13 protein-coding genes are annotated in these 14,532 nt (G+C 65.6%); 6 read left to right on the top strand and 7 right to left on the bottom strand.

Annotated elements, in window-relative coordinates; genetic code table 11:
• Nucleotides 1–17 precede the first annotated feature (17 nt).
• Nucleotides 18–1,535: a M81 family metallopeptidase gene (locus tag JQ621_RS28660; protein ID WP_212239743.1), complete on the top strand. Its 1,518-nt coding sequence runs from the start codon at nucleotides 18–20 to the stop codon at nucleotides 1,533–1,535.
• Here JQ621_RS28660 and JQ621_RS28655 read toward each other — a convergent pair whose 3' ends face one another.
• A complete protein-coding gene (locus JQ621_RS28655) occupies nucleotides 1,536–2,111 on the bottom strand; it encodes an HdeD family acid-resistance protein (protein WP_212239741.1) in 576 nt (191 codons plus the stop codon).
• 124 nt (nucleotides 2,112–2,235) lie between these two features.
• Complete coding sequence (locus JQ621_RS28650) at nucleotides 2,236–3,132, bottom strand: alpha/beta fold hydrolase (RefSeq protein WP_212239740.1); 897 nt, start codon at nucleotides 3,130–3,132, stop codon at nucleotides 2,236–2,238.
• Nucleotides 3,133–3,230: 98 nt separating this feature from the next.
• Here JQ621_RS28650 and JQ621_RS28645 point away from each other — a divergent pair, with 98 nt between their 5' ends.
• Entirely contained in the window at nucleotides 3,231–3,563 is a 333-nt protein-coding gene (locus JQ621_RS28645; protein WP_212239738.1) for a hypothetical protein, read from the top strand.
• A gap of 3 nt (nucleotides 3,564–3,566) precedes the next feature.
• Here the strand turns inward: JQ621_RS28645 and JQ621_RS28640 are convergent, their stop codons facing one another.
• A complete protein-coding gene (locus tag JQ621_RS28640; protein WP_212239736.1) occupies nucleotides 3,567–5,639 on the bottom strand; it encodes a putative bifunctional diguanylate cyclase/phosphodiesterase in 2,073 nt (690 codons plus the stop codon).
• A 465-nt stretch (nucleotides 5,640–6,104) separates the two neighbouring features.
• Here JQ621_RS28640 and JQ621_RS28635 point away from each other — a divergent pair, with 465 nt between their 5' ends.
• The 4 genes from JQ621_RS28635 to JQ621_RS28620 all read left to right on the top strand — a co-directional run bounded on the left by JQ621_RS28635 (nucleotide 6,105) and on the right by JQ621_RS28620 (nucleotide 9,511).
• The gene (locus JQ621_RS28635; RefSeq protein ID WP_212239876.1) at nucleotides 6,105–6,644 is read left to right on the top strand and encodes a sigma-70 family RNA polymerase sigma factor; all 540 of its coding nucleotides are present in this window, start codon (nucleotides 6,105–6,107) and stop codon (nucleotides 6,642–6,644) included.
• A gap of 1 nt (nucleotide 6,645) precedes the next feature.
• Nucleotides 6,646–7,299 (top strand): ChrR family anti-sigma-E factor, encoded by a 654-nt coding sequence (locus JQ621_RS28630; protein WP_212239733.1) that lies wholly within the window; start codon nucleotides 6,646–6,648, stop codon nucleotides 7,297–7,299.
• Nucleotides 7,300–7,367: 68 nt separating this feature from the next.
• On the top strand, nucleotides 7,368–7,964 hold the full coding sequence (locus JQ621_RS28625; protein WP_212239731.1) for a sigma-70 family RNA polymerase sigma factor: 597 nt from the start codon (nucleotides 7,368–7,370) through the stop codon (nucleotides 7,962–7,964).
• Nucleotides 7,965–7,972: 8 nt separating this feature from the next.
• Nucleotides 7,973–9,511, top strand: a complete 1,539-nt coding sequence (locus tag JQ621_RS28620) for a cryptochrome/photolyase family protein (RefSeq protein ID WP_409334253.1) — start codon at nucleotides 7,973–7,975, stop codon at nucleotides 9,509–9,511.
• An 8-nt stretch (nucleotides 9,512–9,519) separates the two neighbouring features.
• Here JQ621_RS28620 and JQ621_RS28615 read toward each other — a convergent pair whose 3' ends face one another.
• From JQ621_RS28615 to JQ621_RS28600, 4 genes are all read right to left on the bottom strand, one after another.
• The gene (locus JQ621_RS28615; protein ID WP_312015453.1) at nucleotides 9,520–9,963 is read right to left on the bottom strand and encodes a TspO/MBR family protein; all 444 of its coding nucleotides are present in this window, start codon (nucleotides 9,961–9,963) and stop codon (nucleotides 9,520–9,522) included.
• 83 nt (nucleotides 9,964–10,046) lie between these two features.
• The gene (locus tag JQ621_RS28610) at nucleotides 10,047–10,874 is read right to left on the bottom strand and encodes an HD domain-containing protein (protein WP_212239726.1); all 828 of its coding nucleotides are present in this window, start codon (nucleotides 10,872–10,874) and stop codon (nucleotides 10,047–10,049) included.
• A gap of 240 nt (nucleotides 10,875–11,114) precedes the next feature.
• Entirely contained in the window at nucleotides 11,115–11,993 is an 879-nt protein-coding gene (locus tag JQ621_RS28605; RefSeq protein ID WP_212239725.1) for a transglutaminase family protein, read from the bottom strand.
• On the bottom strand, nucleotides 11,990–14,512 hold the full coding sequence (locus JQ621_RS28600) for a circularly permuted type 2 ATP-grasp protein (protein WP_212239722.1): 2,523 nt from the start codon (nucleotides 14,510–14,512) through the stop codon (nucleotides 11,990–11,992). Before JQ621_RS28600 ends, JQ621_RS28605 begins: the two co-directional genes overlap by 4 nt.
• Nucleotides 14,513–14,532 lie beyond the last annotated feature (20 nt).

Raw genomic sequence — 14,532 nt, 5'->3', positions numbered from 1 at the left:
GACAAGGAGGAGCGCCCATGAGCCGGACGCGACGTGTGCTCTCTGCGCAGATCGCCCACGAGACCAACACTTTCTCGATCGTTCCCACCACGCTCGATGATTATCGCAAGCGGCTGTTTCTCCTGGGAGCCGAGATCGCCCCGGCGCTCGGCACCACCAGGATGGAGATCGCCGGGCATCTGGCTGCGGCCAAGCGCTACGGCTGGACGCTGGTTCAGCCGATTGCAGCCTCGGCCACGCCGTCCGGCAAGGTGACGGCCGACTGCTGGGCCGAACTGCAACGCCTGCTCTACGCGGCCTGCGAGACGGGCCCGCTCGACGGCGTCATCCTCGCACTGCATGGCGCGATGGTGACCGAAACCGAGGACGATGCCGAGGGTGCGTTGCTGGAAGGTTTGCGCAAACGGCTCGGCGAGACGATCCCGATCGCGGTGACGCTCGACCTGCATGCCAACGTCACCGAACGCATGGGCCGGCTGGCCAACATCATGCTGCCCTACCGGACCTATCCGCACATCGACCAGTACGAGACGGCACTTCGCGCGGCCGATCTGCTGCAAGCGGCGATGGACGGCAAGATCCGTCCGAAGGTCGCCCACCTGCAGGGACCGCTGCTCGACGGATGCAATCACGGACGAACCCAGGGCGGCGTGATGAGCGATCTGCTGGCGCGCGCTGCGGGCATGGAAGCACGGACGCCTGGCCTGTTGTCGGTCGACGTCTGCGCGGGCTTCAGCCGCTCGGACATTGCCGAGGTCGGCCCCAGCGTGCAGGTGACCTACGATGCCTCGCACAACGCCGCCGAGACGGCGGCGCGGCAGGCTGCGGCGGCGCTCTATGACGAGATGGTCCGTCGCCGCGCCGAGGTCACCGTCGCGGTGCATGATCTGCCGACCGCGACCAGGCTTGCCGCCGAGGCCGCAGCCGATGTCGCCGACACCCGCCCCCTTGTCATTGCCGACTACAGCGACAACCCGGGTTCGGGTGCCTATGGCGACGGCGTCCGCCTGTTGGAGGCGCTGCTGCAGGCCGACGTCAAAGGCGTGCTGCTCGGTGTGCTCGGCGATCCCGAAGCCGCCGCCCACTGTCATGCCGCAGGCCTCGGCGCCAGCCTCGACCTCGTCCTCGGCGCCAAACGCGATCCCGTAAGCTACGGGCCGCCACTCACGCTGACCGGGCGCGTTGCCGCGCTGTCGGATGGTGCCTTCGTCTGCGAGGGACCGATGAATGCCGGTCAGCCCATGACGCTCGGCCCCTCCGCCCTGCTCGAGGTGAACGGCATCTCGATCGCCCTGTCGACCAACACGCTGCAAACCTATGATCAGGAAATGTTCCGCATTCTCGGCGCGGAGCCGGCGCAGTTTCGGGTCGTCGCGGTCAAGTCCGCCCACCACTTCCGCGCCGCTTTCGGGCCGATGGCCAAGCAGGTGATTCTGGCCGACAGCGGCGGCCTTGCCACGAACGACTACACGACCCTCACCTATCGCAAGGTTCGCCGCCCGATCTGGCCGCTCGACGAGATGCCGCTGGATTGATCAGCGGCGCTGCTTCAAGGCGAGGCCCAGGCTGATCCAGCCGGCGCCCGCCATGACCAGGTCGATGCCGAGGAACAGGCCGAGGATGTAGACGCTGTTCACCGGCCAGCGCGCGACGATCAACAGACCGAGCAGCAGCGTGATGGCGCCTGACAGCGCCACCCACACCCACGGGCTCTCGCGCTTCATGCTGAAGGCGAGGAACAGCCTGACGGCGCCTGAGGCGATCAGGGACGCGCCCAGGAACAGCGTCAGCAGGACTGCCGCGAACAGCGGGTTGTCGAAGGTGAGGAAGCCCGCGATGACATAGAGCACGCCGAGCAGCGCCCAGATCAGGAACTTGCCCCAGCTCTTCATCTGGAATGCGCCGATGATCTCGGCAGCACCGGCAACGATCATCATCGCGCCGACCACGAGCACGCTCGCCACCGTCGCCATCACCACGCTGCCGAGCGCGACGAAGCCGGCGATGAGGTAGACGACGCCAAGGGCAACGATCCAGCCCCATTTGGCATGCAACGCGGCGATGCCGGAGCCGAGACCCAAATGTTGAGATGTATCCGAAGCACTTGTCATGACGCGCCTCCTGCATGTGACGCCCCAGAGCACATCTCGGGATAGCATGGTGCCGGGGCGCCAGCCAGCAGAGCAGTCCCGGCGGCCGTCAGCGTTGACGCAAATCAACGTCGCGTGCGAAGGCTCAGTTTCGCGCGGCCGCGTTGCGCAGGTCGAGCACGGCCTGCGCCCATTCGGCCGGCTGCTCCTGCGGCAGATTGTGGCCGGCGCCGGTGAAAACGCGCCGTTCGAAGAAACCCTCGAACTTCTTCGCATGATGCGCGGTGCCGGGATTGACACCATCGCTATCGCCGTCGATTGCGATGGTGGGGACACGCACCTGAGGCTGCTCGGCGAGCTTCGCCTCAATGGCAGCGTAGGCAGGATCGCCTTCGACCAGCGCATAGCGGTGGCGATAGGAATGGATCACGACATCGACGAAATCAGGATTGTCGAACGACGCCGCGCTCTGCTCGAAAGTGGCATCGTCGAATTGCCATGTCGGCGACCACATCGCCCACAGCTGGCGGGCGAAACCGCGGCGATTGCGCTCCAGCGCGCGGCGGCCGCGCTCGTTGTGAAACAGGTATTGGTACCACAGCGCCGCCTCTTCCGGCGGTGAGGCCGGCTCCATGGAACGGGCGATGTTCTGGATGTTGTAGGAATTGCCGGAAACGAGCCCGACGACGCGCTCGGGGTACAGCACCGACACGACGCAGGCCGCGCGCCCACCCCAATCATAGCCGCCGACGACGGCGCGCTGAATGCCGAGGGCATCCATGAACGCCAGGAGATCTGCACCGAGCGCCGCCTGCTCGCCTGAGCGCAGCGTCCGAGCCGACCGGAACCGCGTCGGCCCGTAGCCGCGCAGCCACGGTACCAGCACTCGCGCGCCGGCCTGCGCGATCAGCGGCGCGGCCGCGGCATAGGCGTTCACGTCGTAGGGGAAGCCGTGGCCCATGATGCAGGGCCAGCCATCAGGCGCGCCGTAGTCGAGATAGGCGATGTCCAGAACGTCAGTCGTGACGGATTTGTGTTGCATGCTACGCACTCGACCTGGCGCAAGAGCCTAACCCGCGCCTGTCGGTGATCCAACCCCTTTTGCGCAACGTTCCTGCAGCATCACAATGAAGGTTCAGCATGGTCTATGTCTCCATGACCGGCTTCCGCCCGCGCGGCATTGCGCAATTGCCGAGGTTCTGGTGGCGGACGTTCCGATCGCTGGCGCAGGCACGCAATGCCTCCGGAGTTGTCGCGGTCGAAGCCAAGATCGTCGGCGGGACCTATCACACGCTGACAGCCTGGTCGGATCTCGTCAGCATGCGCGCCTTCGTTGCGAGCGGCGCGCACCTCAAGGCGATGAAGAACTTCCGGACGCTCGGGACCGGCAAAATCTTCCGCTATGCGCCCGACGAGGTTCCGGATTGGGACACTGTCTACGAGCTTTGGAAGCTGCACGGCCGGGAGGTTTGAGTCTCAGGCGGCCTCGACCGACCTGCGCGCATCGGCCGCCGCTGGCCGCGACGCCTTCTCGTCGTCGATCATGCGAGTCACCACCTCGACCGGCATCGGCCGGCCGAACAGGTAGCCTTGCACGCTGTCGCAGCCCTCATGGCGCAGGAAGTCGAGATGACGCGTTGTCTCGACGCCTTCAGCCAGCACGGGGATGTTGAGACTGCGACCGAGCAGCAGCGTCGCCTTGACGATCGCGGCCGCATGCACGCTGGTCTCGACCGCCTGGACAAAGCTCTTGTCGACCTTGATCTTGTCGAACGGAAACGCCTGCAGCGTCGAGAGCGAGGAATAGCCGGTGCCGAAATCGTCCATGGCTACGGTGACGCCGATCGCCTTGAGCGCCAGCACGATCTGCAGCGCGTGCTGGCGGTCGGCGATGATGCCGCTCTCGGTCAGCTCGATCTCGAGCCGCGACGGCGACAGGCCCGTCTCGTTCAGGATTTCCCTCACGCGCCGCGGCAGATCGTGATTGAGCTGCATCGGCGCGACGTTGACCGCGACCTTGAAAGGCTGGCGCCATTGCGCGGCGGTGGTGCAGGCCGTGCGCATCACCCAGTCGCCGATCTCGATGATCAGGCCGTTCTCTTCGGCGATCGGGATGAAGGCATCCGGCGGAATGCGTCCCTTCTGCGGATGATTCCAGCGGATCAGCGCCTCAAAGCCGACGATGCCGCCGGTGTTGGTGTCATTTTGCACCTGGTAGTAGAGCTCGAATTCGTTGCCAGCGAGCGCACGCTTGAGGTCGATCGCAAGCTCGGCGCGGGCGCGGCTCGCCTCGTCCATCGACGGCTCATAGGTACAGATCTTGCCGCGCCCAAGGCTCTTGGCGCGATACATCGCCAGATCGGCGCGCTGGATGAGCAGGTCGCCGGCCTGCCCGTGCTCGGGAAACAAGGCAATGCCGATGCTGCAACCGACTGCAAGCGTCTGGTGCTGCCACTCGACCGGATCGATCACGATGTTGCGCAGGCGCTCGGCGAATTTGACGGCCTCGCCGCGGGCGAAGACGTCGCTCTTCACGGCGACGAATTCGTCGCCGCCGGTGCGCGCCAGAAATTCACCCGACTGCAGCTGGCCGGCGATACGCTGGGCGACCTGCCGCAGCAGGTGGTCGCCTCCGACATGGCCGTGAACGTCGTTGATGTCCTTGAAGCGGTCGAGATCGATCGCCAGCACGATCACGCGGGCGGTGTCATCGCCGCGTCCGACGAGCAGCTCGTGCAGTTGTTGGGCCAATCCGTTGCGGTTCGGCAAGCCGGTCAAGGGATCGTGCAGCGCCTGCTTCTTGTAGCTCTCGGTGGCCTCGTGGGCGGCCTGCAGGTCGATCGCGTAAGCAGACGCCGCCATCGCCATCATCAGGCTGATGCCGACGATGACGCTGGTGATCATGAAGGTATCGGACAGGGCCTGGGGCGGCACCGCGACGTCGAACACCGGGTACACGGTGACCGCGGCCATGCCGGTGAAATGCAGCGACACGATCGCCAGGATCATCGAGAGCGCGCCGCCATATTTGCAGAAACGCGTGACCGGCCGTGCGATGCGGTTTGCTGCGACCGCACCAAAGCCGGCCGCGAACACGACGGACAACACGACGAGCGGATAATTCCAGCCGAGCACGCCGGGCACTTCGAACGCCGCCATGCCGGTGTAATGCATCGCCGCGATGCCGAGACCGAAGATCGCGCCGCCGCCCTCGATCGCGGGCCCGAGCCGGGTGCGGGTGGTGATGAAGAAGCCGACCCAGGCGAAGATCACGGTGATCATCAGCGATACGAAGGTCAGCCCGGGTTCGAAGGCGCGCGCGACCGGGGCGTTGTAGCCGAGCATCGCCGCAAAATGCGTGGTCCATACCGTGCCCCCGGCGACGAGGCCGGACAGGAACAGCAGGTTGAAGCGCCGCGCGCCGGAGTTGCGCCGGACGCGCGCGAGCAGCCGCATGGATAGCAGCGACCCCAGCATGCAAACCAGCACCGCGACCGTGACGTAGCGCAGGTCGTGCTCGGCGGGCAGACAGGTCAGGGCTTGCCACATGCGAATTCTTTCTCCCGGAAAGCAGATACGAGGCAGGTTTGCGATTGGATCAGGACGGGTTCTTACAGGGTTAGCGGCAGATGAACGCCGCCTCGCCCGACCAAGGCCGAGCGGCCGATCCAACCATGCGGCGTATTAAATGCAGGTTTAGGCAGGAGAAATCGGCCGGACCGAAGGACGGCACGATGAAGAAACGGTGCGCGAATGCCGAGGTTTTGCCGCAAACGGGAACCTGGCCACCGGAATATCGCCGCTTGTCGCCGCCTGGCCGGGCACCTACAACGAAAGAGCTCATGGAGGTGATCCGGAGGGCGGCATCGGTCGTTATGGACAAAACATGTCAACCGAGGCTTCATGACCGCCGGTCTTCGCGCTGTGAGCAGGCCCTTGTGGCGCATCACCCCTGCCGCGGCTCCGCGGCGGGAACGGCCTCGAGGATTCATAGGCGAAAGGCCCAAGGCGACAGTGGAATGGGCTGAACTGATCGGACGCGTCGCGGCCCATGGCGATCGGGCGGCGTTCAAGCTTTTGTTCGAGCATTTTGCTCCGCGCGTGAAGGGATTCCTGGTCAAGACCGGGATGAACGCCGACGCTGCGGAGGAAATTGCGCAGACAACACTGCTGACCGTATGGCGGAAAGCCGCCCAGTTCGACCCCGCGTCGGCGGGCGCTGCCGCATGGATCTTCACCATCGCGCGCAACCTGCGCATCGATTCCGCACGGCAGGCGGCACGGCGGGCCAAGGCCGCGGTGAGCGCTGAACGGGATGAGACGCCTGAGGTCGTGGACTCGCCGGAGACCATGATGGCTAGGCGCGACGATGTCTCGCGCGTGGCAGCCGCCCTGGAGCGATTGTCCGAGGAGCAATCCAAAGTGATCCGGATGTCGTTTATCGAGGAACGGCCGCACGGCGAGATAGCTGAAACGCTCGGTATTCCGCTCGGAACGGTCAAATCTCGCATCAGGCTTGCCATGGCGCGGCTCAGGGATCTCTTGGACGACTGACATGACCATCAAACATCATCCCCCTGAAGATCTCCTGGCGGATTTCGCCGCCGGCCGGCTCGACGAGGCCGACCGCCTCGTCGTCGGCGTCCATGCCGCGCAATGCCCGCGCTGCCGGCGCTTCATTGCCGCGATCGAGCAGCTTGCCGGTGCTGCGCTCGAGCAAGCCGCTCCGGTCGCCATGGCGGACGACGCGTTCGCGACGGTGATTGCTGCGATCGACGCGCCGGAGATGGCATCGGTGCCGGCTCCGGACGTTTCGCAGCCGGTGCCGCCCCTTGACGACGATCTGCCGGAGATTCTGCTCCGCTGCCGGTTCGGCAAAAGCCGGCGCGTCGCGCCCGGCGTCAAGATGCAACCGATCATCCTGCCCGGCGCCGATAAGTCGCGCGCGTTCCTGCTGTGGTCGGCACCCGGCACGCGCATGCTGGAGCATTCGCACACCGGAACGGAGCTGACCCTGGTGCTCAAAGGCAGCTTCAGCCATGAAGGCGGCGACTACCGGGCGGGCGATTTCGATTTCGGCGACGGCGAGGTCGATCATCAGCCGATCGTCGGCGGCGACAGGCCGTGCCTTTGCCTCGTCGCCATGCGCGGCGATTTGCAGCTGCACGGCTGGCTCGGCCGCCTGATATCGCCCTTCGTGCGGCTTTGAGCACCCTCACCTGATCCAGTCGCGCCGCGCCGTCGTTCTCTTGTCAGGTTACGCTGGAGGACGAGGAAATGAGCTGCGGCAGGCTGACGGCCCGGGACCCGATGATCGAGCGTCTGAGCGATCTTCTCGCCCGCGTCGGACGCGGCGATCAGCGCGCGTTCGCCGAGCTCTTCGCCGCGACTCGCAACAAGCTGCGCAAGACCGCGCGCCCGATTGCGCCAGTCAATGCGGACCTCGACGATCTGCTCCAGGACGCTTATCTGAAGATCTGGAAGCACGCTGCCCACTTCGATCCGAGCCGTTCATCGCCGATCACCTGGATGTGCGCGATCATGCGGAACACCGCGATCGACGCCGTACGGCTCAAGCAAGTGCCGACGGCGGATCTCGATGAAGCGCTGGCGGTGCCTGACGCCGCCGATTCAGGAGACGAATTCGACTACGACCTCGCGCAGCCGATCGCAGCCCGCGCCATCGAGCGGCTTCCCGATGAACGCCGACAGTTGCTCTCGCGGGCCTATCTCGAAGGTGAAAGCCGCTTGATGCTGGCGCAGCGCTACGGCGTGCCGGTCGGTACGATCAAGACCTGGCTGCGGCGGACGGTGGTGTCGCTGCGCGAGGAATGCCTGTCGTGCACCCCGAACGTGATGGCGCCGCATCCGTGAGCCGGCACGTGGCCAGATCCGGCAAGCCGGAGCAGCAGGTCAGGAATCTGGTGCTGGTGCTCGGCGACCAGCTCGACCTCGACAGCGCCGCATTCGACGGCTTCGAGGCCGACCGGGACGTTGTGCTGCAAATGGAGGTGATGGAAGAAACCTCCTACATCCCGCAGCACAAAAAACGCATCGCTTACTTTCTCGCATCGATGCGCCATTTCAGGGATGAACTCGCCGCGCGCGGGCGGCGCGTGCACTATGTCGAGATCGACGCCCCGGAAAACACCGGCCGATTCGAAACCGAGATCGCCCGGGCCCAGCATGTGCTGAGGCCATCGCGCACGATCGTGGTCGAGCCTGGCGACTGGCGGGTCGCCGAAAAGCTCCGCCGGCTGGTCCAGCCGCCGGAGCTTCGCATCGACCGCCATTTCCTGTGTTCGCGCGACGAGTTCGCGACCTTTTCCGAACGACATCCCCGGCCGATCCTGGAGACGTTCTATCGCGCCATGCGCCGGAAGACCGGACTGCTGATGGATGACGGGGGACGGCCTGTCGGCGGTGCGTGGAACTTCGATGCCGAAAACCGAAAATCATTCGGCAAGGCCAGCCCTGGGGTCCCTTCTCGGCCGACCTGCGCGCCGGACGCGCTCACGACGGAGGTGCTGCGGCTGGTTGCGCTGCGTTTTGCCGACAGCCCCGGCAAGCTCGACGATTTCGACCTCCCGGTCACGCGCGCGCAGGCGCTGATGCAATTGGAGGACTTCGTCGCAAATCGGCTCCCCCTGTTCGGAACCTATCAGGATGCAATGCGCTCCGGCGAGCCTTTCCTCTACCACTCGGTTCTGTCGGGGCCGCTGAACCTGCACCAGCTGCGCCCGTTGGAGGTTGTGCAGTCGGCGTTGCGGAGCCCGTCGGCACCACTGAACGCGCTGGAAGGGTTTGTACGCCAGGTCATCGGCTGGCGCGAATTCGTCCGCGGCATCTACTGGCAGCGCATGCCGCACTACGCCGAAGCGAACGCGCTGGGCGCCGAACTGCCGATGCCGAAATTCTACTGGACCGGCGAGACCGAGATGCGCTGCCTCGCCGAAGCGATCGGCCATACCATTGACCATGCCTACGCTCACCACATCGAGCGGCTGATGGTGCTGGGCCTGTTCGCCATGCTGCTCGGCGTCAGGCCCTACGATGTCCATCGCTGGCATATGTCGATGTTCTGGGACGCGGTCGACTGGGTCTCGTTGCCGAACACGCTCGGCATGAGCCAGCATGGTGATGGCGGGATCGTCGGCACGAAGCCCTACGCCGCGTCGGGCCACTACATCAACCGCATGAGCGACCATTGCCGGCATTGCCGTTTCGATCCCAAGCAGGCGACCGGCGAGAACGCATGCCCGTTCACCACGCTGTACTGGAACTTCCTGGACAGGCACCGCAAACGCTTCGCCCGCAATGGCCGGATGAACAATCAATATGCCAATCTCGATCGCAAGGACGCTGGGGAATTGCGTGCGATACGGCGGCAGGCAACGAAGATCGTGGACGCAGCGACCTGATCGCCGGCTCAATTGAGAATGAAGATGCTGGCGTTGAGCAGGGTGGCGAATGCGACCCAGGCGGAATAAGGAACGAACAGCAATGCCGCCGTCCGGTCCGTCGGCCAGCACTCGACGATGAAGCCGATAATCGCCAGCAGCATCGCGACGATGATGCCGAGTGCGAGGCCGGTGCGGTGCCAGGTAAAGAAAACCGGCGACCAGGCGAAGTTGAGCAGCATCTGCGCAGCCCAGAGCAGCATGGCCCTGCCATCAGGCGCCTGGCGCCAGGTCCGCGCGCCGGCGAGCGCGATCAGCAAATAGATCACGGACCACGCCGGCGCGAAGACCCAGTTCGGCGGGTTGAACGGCGGCTTGATCAGCGCGCCGTACCACTCGCCCGGCAGGTTCGTGCTGCCGATGGCGAAGCCGATCCCGACCACGAGGAGTGCGAAAACAATATGGGTCGTCAAAGATCCGCGCATACCGCCACGACCACTTGAAAGGGACCTGTCATCCCGCATCAACGCGGCAGCATCCGCTTTGGATCACGTGCCTATTTCTGCGGCCCCGACAGCGTAATATCGCGTTCGGCGCGGAAGACGTTGCTGTAGAGATTGGCGATCCACTGCCGGCCGATCTCGGTCTTGTTGAGATAGCCGATCTCGGTCTGGATGTGCGGTGCCACGCTGTTCCAATAGAATTGCGGGTAGCGGTTCACGATGTCGGCGGGCGAGTCGTAGCCGAGCTGTCGATTCATGCCGACTTCCTCGAACTCGTAATAGAGTGCGTTGGCCTTGCGCAGATAGTTGGGATCGCCGAGCTGGCCGATGAAGTCGGCGGCGCGCAGGATCGAGGCCTCGTCGTCGTATTCCTGGCCCTGGCGGGCGGGAAAACGCGTCCCCTCGATGGCGCGGGCGACACGCTCGGAGTCCACGCCGCGGATCGATGGCAGCCGCCGCCTCACGAAAAGCTTCGACCGGTCAACGTGGTACATCATCAGGCTGGCATCGGATGCACCGCGGGGCAGTGACACCTTGGTGCCGGCCTCGTCGACCAGAAAGCCGTCTTCGTCGTCCTCCTCGAACAGGCCCCGCACGTAGCCGATATCGTGGGCGAGGCAGGCGATGAGGACGTGGAGGTAGTCTTCCGCATCGAGATGAGCGTGGAGGTTGCGCCCCATCAGGATCGACTGGGCGGCCAACGTCACCAGCATCGTATGCTCGATGTTGTGGTAGAGCGCGTCGCTGTTGCCGATGCATTCGAGCGCGGTGCGGGTCGACGCCTCCAGCACCCTGGCATAGGACTCGTCGAACCGGCGGCGCATGAACGAGCCCAGCAACTTCTCCAGGGTCTCAGCCGCCAGTCTCGGCAACGTCATCATGGATGCAGCCCCGTCTGTCGCTGGTGTCCCACGCAAACTCCCGACGTCTAACTCTGATTGTCGCCCTCGACGCGAGGCTCAGCATAGCCCAATCCGGGGCGGCTGACCAAATCCCGAAACAAAAAAACGTAAATATGATCCTGTGCCGCCGCGCAACATCACGTGCCGTCACAGTTCGGCAAAGCCGATCGCCAGCGCTTGCGGGGGCTCATCCAGCCCGGCCGATGGCCGAAACTAAGGTCATTCCACCAGCAGCACGTCCACGGCGACGCCGAGCTTCTGCTTCGGCGAGCCGACGATGATGCCGTCCACCGGAGACACATCCGAGAAGTCGCGGCCGACCGCCAGCACGATGTGATCGTTCGCGACCAGGAGATCGTTGGTCGGATCGAAATCGATCCAGCCGAGCTCCGCTCCACACCAGAGTGACACCCAGGCGTGCGTGGCGTCCGCGCCCTGGAGGCGCGCCTGGCCCGGCGCTGGAATGGTACGGAGATAGCCGCTGACATAGGCCGCAGGCAGTCCGAGCCCGCGAAGGCCTGCGATCATGACATGAGCAAAATCCTGGCAGACGCCATGGCGCTTGTCGAAGACCTCGTTGAGCGGCGTCGAGATCACGGTGGCCTTGGGGTCGTAGCGAAACTCGGTGCGGATACGGTGCATCAGATCGACCGCGCCGGCGAGGATTCCCGTTTCGGGCTTGAAGCTCTCCGCAGCATAGGCACTGACGGGACGCAAGACCGGCACCAGTGGGCTGGCAAAGACATAGCCGACCGGCGAGGACGGACCGAGACTGGTGGCCTCGAAGGCAATGTCGCGGATACTCTCCCACGATGGGCTGGCGGCGTCGCGTGCCGGAGGCTTGCGCTCGACGGAGACGCGCGAACGCGAGTCGATGCGCAAATTGCGATGCGCGGCCTCGATCACGATGCTTTCGGTCAACGTGCCGAAGAAGTCGCGGCGAACGGTCCGCTCCGACGGACGCGGGCGGATCTCGACCTTGTGCGAGATCAATTCCTGCCCGTGACCGCTGTTCGGTTCGAGCCGCAGCGTGCAGCGGGCGAAGCTGACCGGGCTCTCATACTCGTAGGTGGTGACGTGCCTGATGTCGTAGATCACGCCAGCCCCGTCAGCTTTTCCGGCCGGCTTGCATTCGTTCCGTGCGGAAAGTAGTGCAGCCCGATCGCTTCGGCGAGGCTGAGCAGATCCTGCTCCAGCGCGAACAGGGTTTTGACCTCGAGTTTTTCGGCCTCCGCTGTTGCCAGCATCGCCCGAACCGCCACCGCAAGCCGCTGCGGCTGCTCGATCAGGCCATGCTCCTTCAGGCTGGGAAGTGCCTCGATATGTTCGTTCAGTGTCGCCACCTGAAACGCCACCGAACGCGGATTGTAGGGGTCGAGCACGGCGAGGTCGCGCACCGGCGCCAGGATCGGCGCCAGCAGATAGCGCGAGCGATAGGTGATCTGGGAGTCCACCAGCGTCAGCAGGATATCGAGATCCTCGTCACCGGCCTCGTCATAGGCGAACTGCCGGGCAAAGCGCGCGGTGTTGATCGCGCGCTCCGTGCGACGACCGATATCGAGGAAGCGCCAGCCGGCGGCGCGGTTCATGTTCTCCTGCGCAAGGCCGGCAAAGCTCGCAAGCTCCTGCAAGGTCAGCTCGGCCGCGCTGAGCACGCTGTCGTCGTCCTCGACCTCGACGGAAAGACGCTCGGCCATCTCGGTGATGACCTGCCAGGCATCGGGCGACAGCCGCTCGCGCAAGGAGGTCGCCGTGCGTAGCGCCGAGCGCACCAGCGACAGCGCCGAGCCGAAACGCGCCTCGCTCTGCAACGCTTCGGCGACGATGCGCCCCGGCGCCGCGCGCGAGGTCTGCGAGATCGCGCCCCAGGTCACCAGCAGACGCTGGATTCGTTCGGCCGATTGCAGCGAGGCCGCGGTGCCCTTGTTGGGTCCGCTCGGCGAACCCAGCGCACGCACCAGGCGCAATGTCGCCTCGGCACGTTCGAGATAGCGGCCGAGCCAGAACAGATTGTCGGCAGCACGACTGGGCAGCACACCGGCGATGCGGCGGATGCGGACCTTGTCGACCGCCGGCAGCAGCGATGCGGTCGAGACCTTCTTTTCCGAGACCACCCAGACGTCGGCGGCGCGCGCGCCATCGCCCATCGACACGGCGCGCGCATCCGGCTGCTCGGCGATCCGGCAGAAGCCGCCGGGCATGATGGCCCAGCCGTCCGGCGTCGCGGCGGCAAACACGCGCAGCACGAAGGGACGCGGCGTCAGCTGGCCCTGCTCCCACACCGGCATGGTGGACAGACGCACCACCTCCTGGCCGACATAGTCCATGCCGCGCGCGCTGATGGCATCGATCAGGCGCTGACGTTCGGCCGCATCGAGCTCGCTTGCGAGCACCGGGCCGCTCGAGTCGAAGCCGGGAACCCCGCGCCGGTAGGCGCCTTCGATCGCGACCTGATCGAGCCGCGACAACACCTCGTCACGCGCCGATTTCTGGCCGCACCACCAGGTCGCGATATGCGGCATCTTCAGCTCTTCGCCGAGCAGGCGGCGGCTCAGGGCCGGCAGGAAGCCAAGCAGCGCCCTCGCCTCGAGCACGCCCGAGCCCGGCATGTTGGCGACGACGACGCCGTCCTTGCGCAGCACGTCGATCAGGCCGGGCACGCCGAGATGCGAGGATGCGTCGAGCTCGAGCGGATCGAGCGAATTGGAATCGACACGGCGCAAAAGCACGTCGAGCCGCTTCAAGCCGGCCACGGTGCGGATATGAACGCGGTTGTCGCTGACGGCGAGATCGTCGCCTTCGACCAGCAGGAAGCCGAGATAGCGCGCCAGCGTCGCGTGCTCGAAATAGGTCTCGCTGAAGCTGCCGGGCGAGAGCACGCCGATGCGCGGCTCGTCGCGATCGGCGCGCGCGCGAAGGCTGTCGCGAAACGCCTCGAAGAACGGCGCGACGCGCGGCACGTTCATCGACTTGTAGAGATCGGAAAAGGCGCGCGAGAGCACGAGGCGGTTCTCCAGCGCATAGCCCGCGCCTGACGGCGCCTGGGTGCGATCGCTGAGCACCCACCAGCGGCCATCGGGCCCGCGGCCGACATCGGCGGCATAGAGCGAGAGATAGCGTCCGCCCGGCGGCGGCACGCCACAGACGGGGCGGAGATATTCGGGGCTGCCGGCGATCGCGCCAGCCGGCAACCGGCCATCGGCGACCAGCCGGCCCTCGCCATAGATGTCCCGCAGCACGAGTTCCAGAAGCTCGGCGCGCTGGGTGATGCCGGCACAGAGCTGCTTCCAGTCGGCCTCGTCGACCAGCAGCGGCAGATGACTGAGCATCCAGGGACGGTCGGCACTGTCGCCAGGCGCGCGGTAGGTGACGCCGGCCTCGCGGAGGTGACGGTCGGCCATGCCGAAACGACGCTCGACCTCGTCGGGCGCCAGAGCGCCAAAAGCGTCGAAGAACCGGCTCCAGACCGCGCGCGGGGCGCCGTCGGGACCCAGGAACTCGTCGGGAATGCCGGGCAGGCGGCGATAGTCGCGGACCCATTGCGCGAGGCGGCGCTCGCCTTCGCGCTGGCCTTGCGTCTTACCTGCCCTGTCCCCTTCGGCTGCGCCCTCGCCCATGCGCCTCTCCCTGCCCCACC

Source organism: Bradyrhizobium manausense, assembly GCF_018129685.1.
Taxonomy (GTDB): domain Bacteria; phylum Pseudomonadota; class Alphaproteobacteria; order Rhizobiales; family Xanthobacteraceae; genus Bradyrhizobium; species Bradyrhizobium manausense_D.
Note: the sequence above shows the minus strand (reverse complement) of the source record. Positions and strands in the feature narration are given on the sequence as shown.